The organism is Halomonas fontilapidosi (genome assembly GCF_014192285.1).
Taxonomy (GTDB): domain Bacteria; phylum Pseudomonadota; class Gammaproteobacteria; order Pseudomonadales; family Halomonadaceae; genus Halomonas; species Halomonas fontilapidosi.
This window is the reverse complement of record NZ_JACHXQ010000005.1, coordinates 211,687-231,134: the sequence shown is the minus strand read 5'-3', so window position 1 is coordinate 231,134 and position 19,448 is coordinate 211,687. Positions and strand designations below refer to the sequence as shown.

The 19,448-nt window shown below is 65.8% G+C and carries 15 protein-coding genes and 1 pseudogene; 12 read left to right on the top strand and 4 right to left on the bottom strand.

Annotation, left to right across the window (positions count from 1 at the left end):
* Nucleotides 1–35 precede the first annotated feature (35 nt).
* Entirely contained in the window at nucleotides 36–749 is a 714-nt protein-coding gene (gene purC / locus FHR95_RS09655) for a phosphoribosylaminoimidazolesuccinocarboxamide synthase (RefSeq protein ID WP_183314222.1), read from the top strand.
* A gap of 61 nt (nucleotides 750–810) precedes the next feature.
* Here the strand turns inward: purC and tsaA are convergent, their stop codons facing one another.
* Nucleotides 811–1,566, bottom strand: coding sequence for a tRNA (N6-threonylcarbamoyladenosine(37)-N6)-methyltransferase TrmO (gene tsaA / locus FHR95_RS09650; RefSeq protein WP_183314221.1), 756 nt, complete (start codon nucleotides 1,564–1,566; stop codon nucleotides 811–813).
* Between the two features lie 93 nt (nucleotides 1,567–1,659).
* Between tsaA and FHR95_RS09645 the strand changes: the two genes are divergently transcribed.
* Nucleotides 1,660–2,217 (top strand): GNAT family N-acetyltransferase, encoded by a 558-nt coding sequence (locus FHR95_RS09645; RefSeq protein WP_183314220.1) that lies wholly within the window; start codon nucleotides 1,660–1,662, stop codon nucleotides 2,215–2,217.
* 8 nt (nucleotides 2,218–2,225) lie between these two features.
* Here FHR95_RS09645 and nadC read toward each other — a convergent pair whose 3' ends face one another.
* Entirely contained in the window at nucleotides 2,226–3,077 is an 852-nt protein-coding gene (nadC, locus tag FHR95_RS09640) for a carboxylating nicotinate-nucleotide diphosphorylase (RefSeq protein WP_040185404.1), read from the bottom strand.
* A 76-nt stretch (nucleotides 3,078–3,153) separates the two neighbouring features.
* Here nadC and ampD point away from each other — a divergent pair, with 76 nt between their 5' ends.
* The 6 genes from ampD (at nucleotide 3,154) to FHR95_RS09610 (ending at nucleotide 11,295) form a co-directional block, all read left to right on the top strand.
* Nucleotides 3,154–3,717: a 1,6-anhydro-N-acetylmuramyl-L-alanine amidase AmpD gene (gene ampD, locus FHR95_RS09635; protein WP_040185405.1), complete on the top strand. Its 564-nt coding sequence runs from the start codon at nucleotides 3,154–3,156 to the stop codon at nucleotides 3,715–3,717.
* A 335-nt stretch (nucleotides 3,718–4,052) separates the two neighbouring features.
* Entirely contained in the window at nucleotides 4,053–6,725 is a 2,673-nt protein-coding gene (gene aceE, locus FHR95_RS09630; protein WP_040185406.1) for a pyruvate dehydrogenase (acetyl-transferring), homodimeric type, read from the top strand.
* 76 nt (nucleotides 6,726–6,801) lie between these two features.
* Entirely contained in the window at nucleotides 6,802–8,826 is a 2,025-nt protein-coding gene (gene aceF / locus FHR95_RS09625) for a pyruvate dehydrogenase complex dihydrolipoyllysine-residue acetyltransferase (RefSeq protein WP_183314219.1), read from the top strand.
* A gap of 239 nt (nucleotides 8,827–9,065) precedes the next feature.
* A complete protein-coding gene (gene adk / locus FHR95_RS09620) occupies nucleotides 9,066–9,722 on the top strand; it encodes an adenylate kinase (RefSeq protein ID WP_040185410.1) in 657 nt (218 codons plus the stop codon).
* Between the two features lie 110 nt (nucleotides 9,723–9,832).
* Complete coding sequence (gene tsaB, locus FHR95_RS09615) at nucleotides 9,833–10,537, top strand: tRNA (adenosine(37)-N6)-threonylcarbamoyltransferase complex dimerization subunit type 1 TsaB (RefSeq protein ID WP_183314218.1); 705 nt, start codon at nucleotides 9,833–9,835, stop codon at nucleotides 10,535–10,537.
* 8 nt (nucleotides 10,538–10,545) lie between these two features.
* Entirely contained in the window at nucleotides 10,546–11,295 is a 750-nt protein-coding gene (locus FHR95_RS09610) for a class I SAM-dependent methyltransferase (protein ID WP_221199278.1), read from the top strand.
* A gap of 2 nt (nucleotides 11,296–11,297) precedes the next feature.
* Here FHR95_RS09610 and plsB read toward each other — a convergent pair whose 3' ends face one another.
* Nucleotides 11,298–13,751, bottom strand: a complete 2,454-nt coding sequence (gene plsB, locus FHR95_RS09605) for a glycerol-3-phosphate 1-O-acyltransferase PlsB (RefSeq protein ID WP_246378484.1) — start codon at nucleotides 13,749–13,751, stop codon at nucleotides 11,298–11,300.
* 126 nt (nucleotides 13,752–13,877) lie between these two features.
* Between plsB and FHR95_RS09600 the strand changes: the two genes are divergently transcribed.
* A complete protein-coding gene (locus FHR95_RS09600; RefSeq protein ID WP_040185414.1) occupies nucleotides 13,878–14,999 on the top strand; it encodes a phospholipase D-like domain-containing protein in 1,122 nt (373 codons plus the stop codon).
* A 140-nt stretch (nucleotides 15,000–15,139) separates the two neighbouring features.
* Here the strand turns inward: FHR95_RS09600 and FHR95_RS09595 are convergent, their stop codons facing one another.
* Nucleotides 15,140–15,790, bottom strand: coding sequence for a YecA/YgfB family protein (locus FHR95_RS09595; protein ID WP_183314216.1), 651 nt, complete (start codon nucleotides 15,788–15,790; stop codon nucleotides 15,140–15,142).
* A 75-nt stretch (nucleotides 15,791–15,865) separates the two neighbouring features.
* Between FHR95_RS09595 and FHR95_RS09590 the strand changes: the two genes are divergently transcribed.
* The 3 genes and pseudogenes from FHR95_RS09590 to FHR95_RS09580 all read left to right on the top strand — a co-directional run.
* Complete coding sequence (locus tag FHR95_RS09590; protein ID WP_183314215.1) at nucleotides 15,866–16,414, top strand: SprT family zinc-dependent metalloprotease; 549 nt, start codon at nucleotides 15,866–15,868, stop codon at nucleotides 16,412–16,414.
* Between the two features lie 175 nt (nucleotides 16,415–16,589).
* A complete protein-coding gene (gene acs / locus FHR95_RS09585; protein ID WP_040185418.1) occupies nucleotides 16,590–18,539 on the top strand; it encodes an acetate--CoA ligase in 1,950 nt (649 codons plus the stop codon).
* A 222-nt stretch (nucleotides 18,540–18,761) separates the two neighbouring features.
* Nucleotides 18,762–19,421: pseudogene (locus FHR95_RS09580) on the top strand (LuxR C-terminal-related transcriptional regulator); the annotation flags it as partial.
* Nucleotides 19,422–19,448: the final 27 nt, after the last annotated feature.

Here is a 19,448-nt window from a genome sequence, read left to right as displayed (position 1 = left end):
ATCCTGATCCGTATTCGCGCCTCTGGAGGCTCCCCATGGAAAAGCGCCAAGAACTCTATGCTGGCAAGGCCAAGTCGGTCCATGCCACCGATGATCCCGATCGTCTGATCCTGACCTTCCGTGATGACACCAGCGCCTTCGACGGCGAGCGCATGGAGTCGCTGGCCCGCAAGGGCATGGTCAACAACCGCTTCAATGCCTTCATCATGGGCAAGCTCCAGGACGCCGGGATCCCCACCCATTTCGACCGGCGCCTCTCCGACACCGAGAGCCTGGTCAAGAACCTCGAGATGATCCCGGTGGAGTGCGTGGTGCGCAATATCGCCGCCGGCGGCCTGGTCAAGCGCCTCGGCGTGGAGGAGGGCCAGGCGCTCGACCCGCCCACCTTCGAGCTCTTCCTCAAGAACGATGCCCTGCATGACCCCATGATCAATGAGTCGCTGGCCGAGACCTTTGGCTGGGCGACCCCCGAGCAGCTGGCCGAGATGAAGGCGCTGACCTTCCGCGTCAACGCGGTGCTCAAGGCGCTGTTCGCCGAGGGTGGCCTGCTACTGGTGGACTACAAGCTGGAGTTTGGCTTGTTCAAGGGCGAGATCGTGCTGGGCGACGAGTTTTCGCCGGATGGCTGTCGCCTGTGGGATGCCAAGACCCGCGACAAGATGGACAAGGACCGCTTTCGCCAGGGACTGGGCGGCGTGATCGAGGCCTACGAGGAGGTAGGCCGGCGCATCGGCATCGATTTCGACTGATGGCGTGCTTTCAACCGATGCCATCGTCATGACGCAGAAGGGCCCCCCTTGGGGCCCTTCGTCATGCTGGCGCTGCGGCTGGCACGATCTCGACCACCCTCAGGGTGGTCGGCCCGGATGCAGCCTGCAGGGCCTGGAAGCGCACGTCCACGTCGCGTAGCCGCACCCCGTAGACCCGTGCCTCGGCGCCACGGCGGTAAGCGGGGCGCGGGTCTTGGGCGAGTACCTGGGTGATCAGCTCGCGCAGCGAGTCACCATCGGCGCGTTCGGCCAGCATGGCCTCGGCCTCGGGCGAGAGGTTGACCGCCAGCGTCGGTGGCGGCGCTGGCGCGAAGTCGGCGCGGGCCTCGGGGCGGGACTCCGCCCAGGGCAGATAGGGCTTGATGTCGAGTACCGGGGTGCCAGTGACCAGGTCGGCGCCGCGCAGGACAAGGCGTACACCGTCCGAGGTGTCGATCTCGACAAGTTCGACCAGCGACAGCCCCAGGCGGTTAGGACGATGGGTGCTGCGGCTGGCGAAGACGCCCACCTTGGCATTGCCGCCCAGACGCGGCGGGCGCACCAGCGGCGTCCAGTGCGCGGGATCGCTCTGCCCGGGACTGAGGTGGAAGACGAAGGTCAACCAGAGGTGGCTGAAGGCGTTCAGGCCCCTCACCGCCAACGGCTCATCGTACGGCGGGACCATCACCAATGAGGCTCGGGCCGCCGGTGCCAACCCCGGCTGGCGAGGGATGCCGAACTTGTCCGGGAAATCGCTCTCGATGACGCCGATAGGCGCGAGGTGTAAGGCCTCGGACGAGGCAGGGCGGTCGTTCATGGCATATCCTGACAGTGTTCACTCGCAAGGCTTGGCCCGGCGGCGTGGCTTGGGTAATCTGCTGGGCCGGTCATCATCTCAGGAAGGTCCTGCATGCGTCTTGCCGACATCGATACCGATCATGAGCCGGCCGAGCCGCCGCTTTGCGCACGCCCTCGCGGGCCGCGCATCATCTATCGCGCCGCTCGGGCGCGCGATGGCGCCGATCAGGGCGAGGTCTTTCACCATGCCGTGCTGCAGGGGGCGGCGGGGCACTATTCGCTGGCCGAGCGGGAGACCTGGGCAATGGCCCTGCCGCGGGATGGCAGTGCCTGGACGGCACGTCAGGCGCTCTATACCACCCTGGTCGCCGACTGCGAGGGCCGCTGTGTGGGCTTTCTCGAACTGGACGTGCCCCGTGGGCGGGTCGAGACCCTCTATGTCTGGCCGTCGTTGGGCCGTCGCGGTATCGGGTCGACCCTGCTGGTGCACGCCGAGCGCCTGCTCTTGGAGCAGGGCGTGACCCGAATCAGCATCGTGGCCAGTGCCGTGCTGGCGCAGGGCCTGGTGCATCGGGGGTGGACGCCGCTGGGCGACGACTGGGTCGAACGCGGGGGCGAGCGGCTCTATCGCCAGCGTCTCGAGAAGCGACTGGTCGCTGTCGAGACCTGAGCGGACCGTCAGGCCTCCTGCTCGACGATGCGCATCGACAGGTCGATTGCGCCGATGTCCTTGGTCAGGGCGCCGCTGGAGATGCAGTCCACGCCGGTCTCGGCGATGGCGCGCAGGGTGTCCTCGTCGACGTTGCCCGAGGCCTCCAGGGTGGCCCGCCCGGCGGTGCGACGCACCGCCTCGCGCATGTCGTCGAGGCTGAAGTTGTCGAGCATGATCACGTCGGCCCCAGCGGTGAGCGCCAGATCCAACTCCTCGAAGGTTTCCACTTCCACCTCCACCGGCAGGTCGCGGGCGATGCGCCTTGCTTCCTCGACGGCCGCCGCGATGCCGCCGCAGGCCGCGATGTGGTTCTCCTTGATCAGGAAGGCATCGTAGAGACCGATGCGGTGGTTGTGACCGCCGCCGCAGGTCACCGCGTATTTCTGGGCGAGTCTCAGCCCGGGCAGTGTCTTGCGTGTATCGAGCATGCGCACCCCGGTCCCTTCGAGCAGGTCCACGCAGTGGCGGGTGCGGGTCGCCGTGGCGGAGAGGGTCTGCAGCAGGTTGAGCGCGGCCCGCTCCCCGGTGAGAAGGCTGCGTGCAGGACCCTCCAGCTCGAGGAACACTTGGCCGGGCGCGAGACGGTCGCCATCGGCGGCCTGCCAGTGCAGGGCGACCCGGGCATCGAGGCGCCGGAACAGCTCGTCGACCCAGGCCACGCCGCACAGCACCGCCGCCTCGCGGGTGATCACCCGAGCCCGGGCCATCTGCCGTTCGGGTACCAGCTGGGCGGTGATGTCGCCGGGACCGACGTCTTCGGCCAGCAGCCGGGCGGCGCTGTCTCGGATCTCTTCGACTAGGGCGTCCTGATAATGCATGGCGGGTCCATCTCTGTGCGGGGAAGCGTGAGGCGGTCATTATAGGGAAATCCATGCATTGACGTCAGGTAAAACCATGTATATCGACGACGGCTGGCTCTCCGGCGCCCGGCGGCTATCCTCACCCAATCAGGACGCCCGACCGGCGGGGGAGGTCTCGCTGCTGCTGCTGCACTCCATCAGCCTGCCGCCGGGAGTCTTCGGGGGCGAGCATATCGAACGGCTCTTTACCAACCGGCTCGAGCCCGAGGCACATCCTTTCTTTGCGGCCATCGCCAGTCTGCGCGTCTCGGCGCATCTGCTGATCCGGCGCGATGGCGAGTGCGTTCAGTTCGTGCCCTTTCAGGCACGGGCCTGGCATGCCGGCCGTTCGTGCTGGAAAGACGGCGCTCGCGAGCGTCGAGCGTTGAACGACTTTGCCCTCGGCATCGAACTGGAGGGTGACGAGGTGAGCCCCTACACCGGGGCCCAGTATCGGTCGCTGGCGGCGGTCACGCTGGCCTTGATGGCGGCCTATCCGGACCTCGACGAAACGCGCATCACCAGTCATGCCCGAGTGGCACCGCTGCGCAAGAGCGACCCCGGGCCCGCCTTCGATTGGGCCTATTTTCGCCAGGAAATGGGAAGAATACGTTTCTGAAGCATGCCACAAGGCCAGGTCGATGCTTTCTGAATGGCACGCTTGCTTCATACAGTAGTTTAACTACAACTGCCTGAGACGGGCCGATTTCGATCTTGCGGTGGCGCGTAATGCCCTGTGTTGCAGCGCAAAATAATTCTTTGGAATTATTTTCCATTTTATCTTGAATTGGCAGGGCCCGGCGTTTACGGTATCTTCGCGCGAACAGCAACGTCCCATCACACTGTCTTGTAAAACAACTACAGGCCTGGCGCGTTCGGGCTTCAGGTTCGAACAGGAGCACCACTCGCCCCTCTGCGGGGCTGTAGTCCCAACCGTCATTCGGAGAGACGTCTATGAGTCTGGAAACAAGAGAAGATCTCGATCCGGTCGAAACCACGGAATGGCTGGATTCCCTGGAGTCGGTCCTGGATCGCGAGGGCGAGGATCGTGCCCGGTACCTGATGACGCGTCTGGCCGACCGTGTGCGTCGCGATGGCATGCAGGTGCCCTTCTCGGTGACCACCCCGCATCGCAATTCCATCCCGGTGCATCGCGAGGCGCCGATGCCGGGGGATATCTTCATGGAGCGGCGGATTCGTTCGCTGGTTCGCTACAACGCCATTGCCCAGGTCATCCGCAACAACCGCGCGAACCCGGGGCTGGGTGGTCACATCGCCAGCTTCATGTCGGCGGCAACCCTCTATGACGTGGGCTTCAACCACTTCTTCCGCGCCCCGAACGGCGATTTCGAGGGTGACCTTGTCTACATCCAGGGTCATGTGGCGCCCGGGGTCTATGCCCGCTCCTACCTGCTGGGCCGACTCAGTGAAGAGCAGATGGACAAGTTCCGCCAGGAGGTGGATGGCGACGGCCTCTCGTCCTATCCCCACCCCTGGCTGATGCCGGATTTCTGGCAGTTCCCCACGGTGTCCATGGGGCTGGGCCCGATCCAGGCTATCTACCAGGCCCACGTGATGAAGTATCTGGACTCCCGTGAGCTCAAGGCAATGCACGACCGCAAGATCTGGTGCTTCATGGGAGACGGCGAGTGCGACGAGCCGGAATCCCTGGGGGCCATCCACCTGGCCAGCCGCGAAAAGCTCGATAACCTGATCTTTGTCATCAACTGCAACCTGCAGCGCCTGGACGGCCCGGTCCGTGGTAACGGCCGCATCATGGACGAGCTCGAGGGTGTGTTCCGCGGCGCCGGTTGGAACGTCCTCAAGGTCGTCTGGGGCCGCCTGTGGGACCCGCTGTTCGAGAAGGACAAGAAGGGCATCCTGCAGAAGCGCATGGACGAGGCGGTCGACGGCGAATACCAGAACTACAAGGCCAATGGCGGCGCCTACACCCGGGAGCACTTCTTCGGCAAGTACCCGGAAACCGCCGAGATGGTCAAGGACCTGTCCGACGAGGACATCTGGAAGCTCAACCGCGGCGGTCACGACCCCTTCAAGGTGTATGCGGCCTATCACGAGGCGACGCAGAACGCCAACGGCCGGCCCACCGTGGTCCTGGCGCATACCGTCAAGGGCTATGGCATGGGGAGCGGTGATGGTGAGGCCGCCAACGAGGCCCACCAGGTCAAGACCATGGAGTACGAGGCGCTCAAGACGTTCCGCGATCGCTTCGGCATTCCGTTGAACGACGAGCAGCTCAAGGAGGTGCCCTACTACAAGCCCGAGGATGACTCCCCGGAGCTCAAGTACATGCATCTGCAGCGCGAGCGTCTGGGCGGCTACGTGCCGAGCCGGCGCAGTGATTTCGAGGCGCTGGAGATCCCCTCGCTGGATGACAAGATCTTCGCCTCTCAGACCGGCGGCTCCAAGGGCCGTGAGGTCTCCACCACCATGGCCTTCGTGCGCGTCTTGAACGGGCTGGTCAAGCACAAGCAGCTCGGCCCGAGGGTGGTGCCGATCATTCCCGATGAGGCGCGCACCTTCGGCATGGAGGGCATGTTCCGCCAGCTCGGTATCTACACCTCAGAGGGCCAGAAGTACGAGCCGGTCGACAAGGGCCAGATCATGTTCTACCGCGAGGATCAGAAGGGTCAGATCCTCGAGGAAGGCATCACCGAGGCCGGTGCCATGTCGGCGTGGATCGCCGCCGCGACCTCCTACTCGAATAACGCCACGACGCTGCTGCCGTTCTATGTCTACTACTCGATGTTTGGCTTCCAGCGCATCGGCGACCTGGCCTGGGCGGCCGGTGACATGCAGGCTCGCGGCTTTCTGATCGGGGGCACCGCCGGGCGTACCACGCTGAACGGCGAGGGCCTGCAGCACCAGGATGGGCATTCGCACATCCTGGCCTCGACGATTCCCAATTGCCGCAGCTATGACCCCACCTATGGTCATGAGGTGGCGGTCATCGTCCAGGACGGCCTGAAGCGCATGTTCAGCGACAAGGAAAACTGCTTCTACTACCTGACGGTGATGAACGAGAACTACGAGCATCCTGCCCTCGAGGAGGTGCCCGCCGACGACATCATCAAGGGCATGTACCTGCTGCGCGAGACCCAGGGTGACAAGGGTCGCGTCCAGCTGCTGGGCTGCGGCACCATCCTGCTAGAGGTCGAGGCCGCCGCCGAGATGCTCGCCGAGGAGTGGGGCGTAGGCGCTGACATCTGGAGCGTGACCAGCTTCAACGAGCTTCGCCGCGAGGCCCTGGAGATCGATCGCCAGGCCTTCATCAATCCCGAAGCGGAGCCCGGCAAGCCTCACGTCACCGCCTGCCTGGAGGGGCGCAAGGGCCCGGCGATCGCCTCCACCGACTACATGAAGCTGTTCGCCGACCAGGTCCGTGCCTGGGTGCCGACCGACTACCATGTACTGGGGACTGACGGTTTCGGTCGCTCCGATACCCGCGAGAAGCTGCGCGCCTTCTTCGAGGTCGACCGCCGCTTCGTGACCGTGGCCGCGCTCAAGGCGCTGGCCGACCGTGGCGAACTGGATCGCAAGGTCGTCGGCGAGGCGCTCAAGAAATACGACATCGACCCGGCCAAGCCCAACCCGCTTGAGGTATGAGGCGCTGACCGACTGATCCGGTGGCACGGCGGGCCCGCGGGGCCCGCCCCCGTCAAGAGTTTGAAGGAGCGCGACCTTGAGTAGCGAAATCATCAAAGTTCCGGACATCGGTGGCGATACCGATGTGGAAATCATCGAGATCGCGGTGGCCGAGGGCGATGTCATTGCCCCCGAGGACACCCTGATCACGCTGGAATCCGACAAGGCCAGCATGGACGTACCGGCGCCGAAGGGGGGCAAGGTACTGAAGGTGCTGGTCAAGGAAGGCGATACCGTCTCCGAGGGCGATGACATCGTCGAGATAGAGGCCGAAGGTGGCGGCGAGACCGAGGACAAGAGCGAGGCCTCGGAGGCGCCCAAGAAAGCCGAATCGCCGCCCGACAAGGCCTCCGAGAAGCCCGCCGCCAAGAGCGGGGGTGGGGGCAAGCGCACCGTGGAGGTCAAGGTTCCCGATCTGGGGGGATCCTCCGATGTGGAGATCATCGAGGTGGCGGTGGCCGAGGGTGACGAGGTGGCCGCCGAAGATACGCTGATCACCCTGGAGTCCGACAAGGCCTCCATGGATGTGCCGAGCCCCCATGCCGGCAAGCTGGTCTCGCTCACCGTCAAGGAGGGTGACACGGTTTCCGAAGGTGACGTCATCGGCACCATGGAAATCGAGGACGCGGGTACCGGCGAAGGGGGTGGCGAGGCCGAGGACGCTGCCGAGAGCCCCGCTGAACCTCAAGCCAGCGCGCCTCAGGAATCGGCGCCGGCCGAGGAAGAAAGCGGCGGTGGCGAGCCCGAGCGCAAGGAAGTGCGGGTCCCGGATCTCTCCGGCTCCTCCGACGTGCCGATCATCGAGATCGCGGCCAGTGCCGGCGATGAGGTCGATGAGGAGGATCCGCTGATCACCCTGGAGTCCGACAAGGCTTCCATGGACGTGCCCAGCCCCTACAAGGGCAAGCTCATCGAGCTCACCGTCAAGGAAGGCGATACCGTCTCCGAGGGCGACCTGATCGGCTATATCGAGGTGGCCGGCAGCAAGCCCGCCGCCCAGCCGGCGGCGAAGCAGCCCGAGCAGAAGGCGGCGCCGAAGGCCGAGGCGCCGGCGTCCGCTGCCGACCAGCCAGCGGCCACGCCCTCGGGCTCGCCGAGTCCCGAAGCCCAGATGGCCGCCCACAAGCCCCGCGACGGCAAGCTGGTCCATGCCGGACCGGCGGTGCGCATGTTGGCGCGTGAGCTGGGTGTCGACCTGGGGCTGGTCAAGCCCAGTGGCCCCAAGGATCGTGTGCTCAAGGAGGACGTCCACGCCTACGTCAAGCAGGTGATGAGCGGCAAGGCTCAGACCTCCGCCACGGCGGCACCGCCGGCGGCTGCCGGGGGTGGCATCCCGCCGATTCCGGATCAGGACTTCAGCCAGTTCGGCGAGGTGGAAGAGAAGCCCATGGGCCGTCTGATGAAGATGGGCGCCACCAACCTGCATCGCAGCTGGGTCAACCTGCCGCATGTCACTCAGTTCGACGAGGCGGACATCAGCGAGCTGGAAGCCTTCCGCAAGTCGATGAAGGCCGAGGCCGAGGCTCAGGGCGCCAAGCTCACGCCGCTGCCCTTCCTGATCAAGGCCTGTGCCTTCGCCCTCGAGAAGTTTCCGCAGTTCAACGTCAGTCTGAAAAGTGACGGTGAGACGATCGTGCACAAGAAGTATGTGCACATTGGCATCGCCGTGGACACCCCGGACGGCCTGATGGTGCCGGTGATCCGCAATGCCGACCGGAAGTCGCTGATCGAGCTGGCCAAGGAGTCCGTGGAGCTGGCCAAGAAGGCCCAGTCGAAGAAGCTCAAGCGTGAGGAGATGACCGGTGGCTGCTTCACCATCTCCAGTCTGGGCTCCATCGGCGGCACCGCCTTCACGCCGATCGTCAATGCGCCGGAGGTCGCCATCCTGGGCATCTCCAAATCGCAGACGAAGCCGGTGTGGGATGGCCAGGCCTTCCAGCCGCGGCTGATGATGCCGCTGTGCCTCTCCTATGACCACCGGGCGGTCAATGGTGCCGATGCGGCACGCTTTACCGCTTTCCTGGGCCAGGTGCTGACCGACATTCGTCGTCTGCTGCTCTAGGCCTGTTACCCCTGCCTGGCACAACGGCGTCGCAAGACGCCGTTGTCGTTTCCTCCAGCCGCTATCATGAAGGGCAGACCAAAGTGCTATTTGGCTGCCAGAGGGTTGATGTACAGGCCTTTTTTCCACATTCAAGGCGGTGCGCCAAGGCCTGTCGCTTGTCTGGACCCGACGGCACGGTTATCGTTCGGTTCTTCTCTTTCTTCGTGCACGAGATTCACACTTCAAGGAGCAGTCAGATGCGTTTGATCCTGTTGGGCGCCCCCGGTGCCGGCAAGGGCACTCAGGCCCAGTTCATCTGCGAGCGTTTCAACATCCCGCAGATATCCACCGGCGACATGCTGCGCGCCGCCGTCAAGGAGGGCAGCGAGCTGGGGCTGAAGGCCAAGGAGATCATGAACAGTGGCGGCCTGGTGTCCGACGACATCATCATCGCCCTGGTCAAGGAACGCATCAGCCAGCCCGACTGCGAAAACGGCTTTCTGTTCGATGGCTTCCCCCGCACCATCCCCCAGGCCCAGGCCATGAAGGATGCCGAGGTCAAGATCGATCACGTGCTGGAGATCGCCGTGGAAGACGAGGAGATCGTCAAGCGCCTGGCCGGTCGCCGCGTGCATCCCGGTTCCGGCCGCGTCTATCACGTCGAGTACAACCCGCCGAAGGAAGAGGGCAAGGACGACGTCACCGGCGAGCCGCTGATCCAGCGCGATGACGACCGCGAGTCCACGGTGCGCAACCGTCTGGCGGTCTACCATGAGCAGACCGCGCCGCTGGTTGACTACTATCAGGCCTGGGCGGAGCAGGACCCCGAGGCGGCACCGACCTACCACCGCGTCGAGGGCGTCGGCAGTGTCGACGACATCACGGCGCAGGTGCTCAAGGCGCTGGAAGGCTAAGCCCTCACTCTCTCCGCTCCCCGTGACGAAGGCCCGCCATGCGCGGGCCTTCGTCGTTGGCGATGGCGCGCGTATAATGATCCGACATTTTTTGCCGCGACCTCTTGCCCATGTCGATCCTGCTGGCCCTGGATGCCTCCTCGAGCGCCTGTTCCGCCGCTCTGCTGCGCCGCCGTGAAGGCCTCGATGATGAACTGATATCACGCTTCGCCATGACGCCGCGGGAGCACACCCGGCGCCTGCTGCCGATGGTCGACGAGGTGCTCGCCGAGGCCGGCCTGCCGGCCTCGGCGCTGGACGCCGTGGCCTATGGCAGGGGGCCGGGCTCCTTCACCGGCCTGCGCATCGCCGCCGGTGTTGCCCAGGGGCTCGCCTTCGGCCTCGACCGGCCGCTGGTGGGTGTCTCGACCCTCGAGGCGCTGGCGCTAGGTGCCCATCGTCGACACCACTACCGCTGGCTGATCACCGCCCTGGACGCGCGCATGGGCGAGATCTACGTGGCTACCTGGCAATGCCGGGACGGCGTGCCCGTGGCGCTGACCGAGGAGGCCGTGATGCCACCGGCACAACTGCGCGTGCCTGCCGGCCATGAGGACCCTGACTGGGTCGGCATCGGCTCCGGTTGGCGCCTGTGGGACCAGATGTCTGCCGAGGTGCAGGCCAGTATTGGCCTCTACCTGGCCGAACCCGAGCCCGAGGCTGCCGACATGGCACGCCTGGCGGCGCGCGCCGTCGATGCCGACGAAGCCCGGCCGGCCCATGAGGTCCAGCCGGTCTATCTGCGGGACCGGGTCGCCTGGCAGAAGAGCCGATGAGGCCTGGCATGCCGGTGGGGGTACAGGGCGCCCCGGCACTGGCGGAGCAGCTCGGCCTGCCCAAGGCCGCGGAAGGCGAGGCCGAGCTGCTACTGGTCCGCCAGGATGACCGCCTGGTGCTGGCCGGTGATCCGAGGCGCTATGGCCGTCCGCTCGCGGTGGATTTCGTTACCGGGCGTGCTGCCCATCGGCGTCGTTTCGGCGGTGGCCGCGGCCAACTGGTGGCACGGGCCTGTGGCCTGGCCAGGGGTGTCACCCCCTCGGTGGTGGATGCGACCGCCGGGCTGGGTCGCGATGCCTTCGTGCTGGCGAGCCTGGGCGCCGAAGTGCTGATGATCGAGCGGGTCGCGGCGATCTTTGCCCTGCTGGAGGACGGCCTGGTGCGGGCGCGGAGCGATTCGGAAATACGTGACATTGCCGCGCGCATGTCGCTCGTCCACGGCGACGCGACCCACGACCTGGAGACGCTGGTGGCAAGGGCGACAGTGGCCCCTCAGGTGATCCATCTAGACCCGATGTTTCCCCACCGCGACAAGTCTGCGCTGGTCAAGAAGGAGATGCGGCTGTTCCGTACCCTGGCCGGGGATGACCCCGATGCTCCGCGGTTGCTGGAGGCGGCGCTGGACGTGGCCACTCACCGGGTGGTGGTCAAGCGGCCACGCAAGGCCCCGCCCATCGAAGGACCGACGCCCCGTCACGTCGTCGAGGACAAGACCAGCCGCTATGACCTCTATGTCCACCGCCGCCTGGAGGCCTGACCTCAGCCCGCGTCCCGGCGACTGACCAGCTGCAGGCGGTGACGCAGCGCCGGGTCGAACAGTGCCCGACTTCGCTGGGCCGCCTCGCGCAGGCGCTCGTCGAACACCAGCCGGCCAGCCTCGCTGTAAAGCCATCCCTGCGCTTCCAGGCTCTCCACCAGGCCCGAGAATAATCGCGTGTCGAAGAACTCCGGTGCATCAAGCCCCGAGAGCAGTGCCAGCCGCTCGGCGAGTTCGCGACTGTGCGACGTCAGCTCATCGGCCGTGAAGTGGCCCGGGGGCTCGCTCAGCAACACCGACAGCAGCAGGTAACCGCGCTCCAGGGAGGGCTGCATCAATCCGCCGAGCATGCGCAACTGCTCGCCGGCCTCCAGCGACTCGGCGGGCCGTCGCCAGCCCTCACCGTCACGCTCCAGCAGCGTCGCGTCGACCAGGGCGTCGAGCATGTTGACCAGATCGTCGCGCAGCGAGTCAGGCGGGGAGATCTTCAACTCCCGGGCGAGGATCGGCCAGCCGGGGGCGAGCAGGGCCTCGAGACCCGCCGGGTCATGGCGGGCCTGGTGACGGAAGGCGAAAGCGGTGAGGCCGGCGAGCGCAAAGAGGTGCAGCACGTTGTTGCGGTACCAGGCCAGTTGGCCGGCCTGTCGCTCATCGGCGACGATGATGTCGCCCAGCGGGTGGGAGCGACGCTCGACCATTCCCAGGACGAGCGCTCGCTCGAGCCAGTCATCAGGTGTGCCATCCGGCAGGCTGACGTGGCGGCCGCCCGGCAGGCGTTGCTGCAGGGCGATCAGCAACGCCAGCTGACGCTTCAGCAGAGCGGCCTCGATGGCCCGATGGGGGGTGGTCAGCAGCACCAGGGCCACCAGATTGACGGGGTTGAGGGCGGCGGCCGCGTTGATGCGTCGTGAGAGTGTCTCGCCGAGGCGAGGCACGAGCGGAGTGAGCCAGGCCGGGCGCGAGTCGTCGCGCCGTTGTCGCCAGTCGGGGACCTCCGCGTCCAGGAAGCCACGCAGGGAAAGGGGCTCACCGATGTTCACGGCGACCTGCCCGAAGGGCTGACGGAGTTGGCGGAGCACCCGCAACAGCCCCCATGGGCTCTCCTTACGTTTACTGCCACCGTGCAGTTCACGCTGGTAGCTGCCGCCCTCGAGGATGCGCTCGTAGCCGATATAGACGGGGACGAACACCAGCGGCTGGCCGCCGTTTCGCGCGCTGCGCAGGTAGGAACGCAGGGTCATCGAGAGCATGCCGGGCCGGGCGGGCAGCATGCGGCCACTGCGCGAACGTCCCCCCTCGATGAAGTATTCCAGCGGGTGGCCGCGGGCTATCAAGCGATGCAGGTACTCATTGAAGACCGTGGCATAGAGGCGGTTGTCGCGGAAGCTGCGGCGCATGAAGAAGGCCCCGCCGCGGCGCAACAGCGGGCCGATCAGCGGCATGTCCAGGTTGCGTCCGGCGGCGATGTGCGGGGGCATCAGGCCGTCGCGATAGAGCACGTAGGAGAGCAGCAGGTAGTCGATGTGGCTGCGATGGCAGGGAACATAGACCAGGGTATGGTCTCCGGCGAGAGGCTTGACCCGCTCCAGCCCACGCACCGAAACGCCGTCGTAGAGGCGATTCCAGAGCCGCCTTAGCAGGCCATCCATGAAGCGCAGTACCGGGTAGGTCATGCTCGAGGCGATCTCGCGGCCATAGCGGCGGGCGCGGTCCTCGAGGTGCGCCGGCGAGCGCTGCTCGGCGACGGCCACCTCGCGGATGACGCGTCGCACCTCGGGACTTGCTGCCACGCCTTCGATCAGCGTTCGCCGATGGGACAGGTCCGGCCCCAGCACCCGAGTGCGCATGCGGCGGAAGTGGACCCGCAGCAGCCTGGCGATCTTGCGATTGGTGAGACGGGTTTCTCGCGCGTCGAGCAGCTCGGAGAGTCTCAATGGCGTGCCGAGATGGACTTCCACGTCCTTGCCATTGACCACCACCGACAGCAGACGGCGGAGCCGCCCGGTGAGTTGCCAGTTGTCGGCAGCCAGCAGCTGCCAGAAACCGAAGCGCTTGCCCGGGGCGCGCCCCCAGAAGATGCTCACTGGCACCAGCTGCACATCGCGGGCGGGGTCCTGGTGGCACTGCTCGATCAGCGTCAGGAAGGGGGGCACCGGCCGCCTGGTGCGGCGCCACAGGCGCCGGCTCGGCGCGGGCAACGGCAGGCAAGCGGGCAGGGTGATGGCGCCGACGTTCTGTCGTCCCCCGGCGGCTGGCAGACCGTGGGATCGGGTCAGAGTGGCCAGCAGCAGGGTGTCGGAGAGCGCCGGGTGTGGCAGCACATAGAACGTCGGGAGTGTCGGGTCGAGAGCCAGCGCCTCGGGGTCGGGTTCGATCAGCCGAATGCGGGCCCACTGTGCCATCAGTCGCTCGAGCGGCGCGCGCAGGGCGCCGGTCAGCATGCGTGCAAGGCCCATCCATTCGCCTGTGCCCGAGGGTGAGCCGTCAGTATAGCGGTCTCTCTGCCGGCGGTCAGCGGCGGGCTTTTCCCGAACGGGCAAACATGCGTCAATGCTGCAAGGGTATGTGACAGGGACGATGTCATGCATGGCATGTGGCGAGACGGCAATCATTTCGAACTGCTTCCCGAGGCGGCGCTGTTCTTGCCGACAATGTTCGATGCCGTCGACCGGGCGCGCCACTCCGTGCTCATCGAGCTCTATCTGATGGAATCGGGCCGGCTCGCCAGTGCCTTGATCACGGCCCTGGTGCGTGCCGCCGAGCGCGGCGTGTCGGTGCTGTTGCTGCTCGATGGTTACGGGGCCATGGGGCTGGCGAGCGCCGATCGCCAGCGCCTCGAGGAGGGCGGGGTGGCGCTGCGCTTCTTCAACCCTCTGGGGGTTCAGTCGCTGGTGCGCAACCTGACCCGAGACCACCGCAAGCTGGTGGTGATCGACGGCAGTGAAGCCTTTACCGGCGGCTTCGGGGCCGTGGATGAGTTTCTGGATGCCTGGTACGAGGTGGCGATGCGTATCGAGGGGCCGGTGGTGGCCGACTGGGTAAGGCTGTTCTGCCGGCTCTGGGACTCCCCCATGAGCCGCGGGCCGGGCAGGGCCTCACTGGTGCGGGGGCTGGAGCTCTCGACGCGGCCTCGCGAGGACTTTCGTGGCATGCGCGGTCGCGTGGTCTGGGGTCAGGGTTACCGCTATCAGGCGATCCGCCACTCGCTGCATCAGCGCGTCTCGGCGGCCGATCAGCGACTCTGGATCTGTACGCCCTACTTCGTGCCGACCTTCACCCTGCGACGTCGCCTGGCACGGGCAGCGCGACGAGGCGTCGACGTGCGCCTGCTGCTGCCGGGCAAGCTTCATGACCATCCCGGCGTGCGCTATGCCGGCCAGCGCTTCTATGGCCGCCTGCTGCGCGCGGGGGTGCGCATCTTCGAGTTCCAGCCCACCTTCATCCATGCCAAGTTCTCACTGGCCGATCACTGGGTCAGCCTCGGTTCCTGCAACTTCGACCATTGGAGCTTGCAGTGGAACCTGGAGGCCAACCAGGAAGTTGACGATGCCCGTTTTGCCGCCGATGTCGCGGCGCTTTTCACGCGCAATTTCGCCTCGAGCCAGGAGATCGACCCCGAGGCCTGGGCGCGGCGGCCGCGCCTGCAGCGCTTTCGCGAGTGGCTCTACGGCACCCTCGACGGGATGCTGACGCGGCTGCGTTAACCCGGCGTCGCCGGGAGCGATAAGCGGTAAAAAAAACCGTCTATGCCTGCACCAGAAGCCACACTCTGCTATCCAGCTTCCAGCTTCCAGCTTCCAGCTTCCAGCTTCCAGCTTCCAGCTTCCAGCTTCCAGCTTCCAGCTTACCGCCGGCCCTTGCCTCGTCCGCCGGGCTGCTTGCGGCGCGGCTTGGGCTTGGGCGTCTCCGGGGGGACGCGATAGTGGAGGTAGAGGTCCAGTACCAGCTCCGGGAGCTGACTGACGAGACTCTCGAGGCGCGCCGCATCATTGGCCAGCTCTGCCATATCGGGTTCGTCATCGAACAGGCCCGAGAGCAGCATGAAGGGCAGCAGCAGGGTGGCGGCGGCTTCCTCGTCGTCGGCGAACCAGGCGGCCTCGTCGAGGAATACCCCCTCCATGAAGCCGGCGCACCAGTCACCGATGGGCGTCTCCTCGGGGGCGCTGTCACCCAGCTCGAGTTCGAAGGGCAACTCCGGCAGGCCGCCCGCCTCCAGCACGTCGATGGCGTTGTGCCGGAGCCGCTCGAGCAGCCCCAGGATGGTTTCACGCTCGGCGTCGTCGGCGAAGGCCGGCTCGCCGTGAAACAGTTCAGCGACCCAGGTCGCGGCGGGCGTATCGCGTGGCGCTACCGCCAAGGCCACCAGGAAGCCATGGGCGGCGATCAGGTCCAGGGCGTCGGCGTCGACCCGCTCCGAGTCGAGGAAGTCGTCGAGCAGTTCGAGCGCTTCATCCTCGAGCAGCGGCTGGGGGAGTGGCGTTTCGGCATCGGACATGACGGCTCTCGCAGGGGACACGTGGACATGGGTGAGGCTTTACGCCTCGACGCGAAGGCGCCATTCTAGCATCCCATGACGATGCCCGCGCTTCCCGATCCCGACGCCTCCCGGCTCGATGACCTCGACCAGGCCGCCTTGCACCGCAGTCTCCTGGCGCGCGTCGAAGCGGCCTGGCAGCTGTGTCGTGAGCTGCATCCGTCACTGCCGCGCCCGGCGGTATGGCTGGACCTGCGCGGCAAGTGCGCCGGCCAGGCACACTTCGCTCGTGGCGGGCTGCGCTTCAATCCGGTGCTGCTGGCGGAGAACCGTGTTGCCTTCCTGGTCGAGGTGGTGCCCCATGAGATGGCTCACTGGCTGGTGCATCACCTGGAGGATGGCCCAAGGGCGCGACCCCACGGACACGAGTGGCAGACCGTGATGCGTCGCCTCTTCGGTCTGGAGCCGCGCACGACTCATCGCTTTGATACCGGACGCGCGAGCCCGGCGCCTTACCGCTATCGCTGCGCGTGTCGTGAACACGCTTTTACCGCCCGGCGGCACTCCCTGGCCCGCCGGGGGCGAGGATACCGGTGCCGGCACTGCGCTGAGACCTTGGTCTATCTTGGCTGTCACGCCTCCTGATTTTTCTTGTAAGTCATTGTGATTAATGGGAAAAATGTTTCTACCAATGTCTAAAGGGAAGGCCGCCTGCTGACGTATATGCTGTTGGCAGGTTTTATGGGGCCGGCCCGTCCTTTCGCACCGGGGTCGGCAACATCCACCTGGAGGGTCCAACCCCCTGGACAGAGGCATATCCATGACCGAACAGCAGAAAGTCCATCCGGTAAGCGACGAGTTTGCCGCCAACGCCCACGCCGACAAGGCCACCTATGAGGCCATGTATCAGCAGTCGGTCGACGATCCCGAGGGCTTCTGGAGTGAGCAGGCCAAGCGCCTCGACTGGACCAAGGCGCCGACCAAGATCAAGCATACCTCCTTCGATTCTCACAACGTGGATATCCGCTGGTTCGAGGACGGCACTCTGAACGCCAGCGTCAATTGTCTCGATCGACATCTCGAGACGCGTGGCGACCAGCCGGCGATCATCTGGGAAGGCGACGACCCCAAGGATGACAAGACGCTCACCTACCGCGAGCTCTTTGAGCAGACCTGTCAGCTGGCCAATGGCCTCAAGGAAATGGGCGTCGGCAAGGGTGACGTGGTCACCCTCTACATGCCGATGATTCCCGAAGCCGCCATGGCCATGCTGGCCTGTGCTCGCATCGGTGCCGTGCACTCGGTGGTGTTCGGTGGCTTCTCCCCGGATGCCGTGGCCCAGCGCGTCATCGGTGCCAAGTCCAAGCTGGTCATCACCGCCGATGAGTCGGTGCGTGGCGGCAAGCAAGTGCCGCTGAAGGACAACGTCGATGCTGCCCTGACCCGCGACGGCACCGATGTGTGCAAGAACGTGCTGGTGGTCAAGCGTACCGGCGGCGAGGTCGACTGGAAGGACGGGCGCGACGTCTGGTACGACGACATCGTCAGCAAGCAGTCTACCGACTGTCCGGCCGAGGAGATGGGGGCCGAGGATCCGCTGTTCATCCTCTACACCTCCGGCTCGACCGGCGCGCCCAAGGGGCTCAAGCACACCACCGGTGGCTACCTGCTGCATGCTGCCATGACCCACCAGTACGTCTTCGACTATCAGGAGGGCGAGGTCTACTGGTGTACCGCTGACGTCGGCTGGGTGACCGGTCACAGCTACATCGTCTACGGCCCGCTGGCCAACGGCGGCACCACCCTGATGTTCGAGGGGGTGCCCAGCTATCCGACGCATGGCCGCATGGGTGAGGTCGTCGACAAGCACAACGTCAATATCCTCTATACCGCGCCGACGGCGGTGCGTGCCCTCATGGCCCACGGCGACAACGTCATGGACTCCAGCAGCCGCGAAAGCCTGCGCGTGCTCGGCTCGGTGGGTGAGCCCATCAACCCCGAGGCCTGGGAGTGGTTTCATCGGGTGATCGGCAACGGCAAGTGCCCCATCGTCGACACCTGGTGGCAGACCGAGACCGGCGGCATCATGATTGCTCCGCTGCCCGGCGCTACCGACCTCAAGCCGGGCTCTGCCACGCTGCCGTTCTTCGGTGTGGTGCCGGCGCTGGTGGACAACGAGGGCAACGAACTCAAGGGCGCCGCCGAGGGCAACCTGGTCATCCTGGACTCCTGGCCGGGCCAGGCCCGCTCCATCTGGGGAGATCACGAGCGTTTCGTGCAGACCTACTTCTCCACCTACAAGGGCATGTACTTCACCGGCGACGGCTGCCGTCGCGACGAGGATGGCTACTACTGGATCACCGGCCGCGTCGACGATGTGCTTAACGTTTCAGGCCACCGCATGGGCACCGCCGAGATCGAGTCCTCACTGGTCGCCCATGACGCCGTGGCTGAGGCGGCCGTCGTCGGCTTCCCTCATGACATCAAGGGACAGGGCATCTACATCTACGTGACCCTGGCTGATGGTTTCGAGGAGAGCGACGAGCTCAAGAAGGAGCTGACCAAGTGGGTGCGCAAGGATATCGGCCCCATCGCCTCGCCCGACGTCATTCAGTGGGCCCAGGGCCTGCCCAAGACCCGTTCCGGCAAGATCATGCGCCGCATTCTGCGCAAGATCGCCGCCAACGAATGTGAGGGGCTGGGCGATACCAGTACCTTGGCGGATCCGTCGGTGGTCGATGAGCTGATCGAGCATCGCGCCAATCGCTGAGGGGCCTGCCCGCCCCGCGTCAGGTGGAATCACCTGCCGCAGCTGATATGCCAAGCCGGCCCCTCGGGGCCGGCTTGTTCATTTCATGGCCACCGACATGATGTCGACAATACCCGAGAGCCCTTGGGAATCGCCGCGGCCATGGGGTAACATGCGAACAACAATTGTAGAGCCCAGCGTGGCGGTTGTCGGTCAGCTGCTCGAGGAACCGGAGGAAGATCCATGGCGTTTGCCCAGAAATTCATCGTTGCCGATGACCATCCGCTGTTCCGTGCGGCCCTGACCCAGGCCCTGCGCCAGCTGGCGCCCCAGGCCGAGATCGTCGAATCCGACACCATGGAGGCCACCACCGAGGTGGTCACTCGCCACCCCGATGCCGACCTGATCCTGCTGGACCTGCACATGCCGGGCGCCCATGGTTTCTCTGGCCTGATCCAGCTGCGCGGCCAGACGCCCGATATTCCGGTCGCGGTGGTCTCCGGCAGCGACGAGGTCTACGTGGTGCGCCGCGCCATCGACTACGGCGCCTCGGGCTTCATCCCCAAGTCGTCGTCGCTGGCGCTGATCGCCGAGGCCGTGGGTGAGATCCTCGATGGCGAGGTCTGGCTGCCGGCCGAGATGGCCGCAGCGCTGGGCGAAGCCAACGAGGAGGAGACCAAGTTCGCCGAGGCCATCGCCTCGCTGACGCCGCAGCAGTTCCGGGTGCTCAACATGCTCACCGAGGGGCTGCTCAACAAGCAGATCGCCTATGAACTGAGCGTCTCTGAGGCCACCATCAAGGCCCACGTCACCGCCATCCTGCGTAAGCTCGGCGTGCACTCCCGCACCCAGGCGGTGATCGCCGCCCAGAAACTCGAGGTCGAGCCGCCGAAGGTGGAGTCGTATCGACGAGCGCCGAGCTGCAAGCGC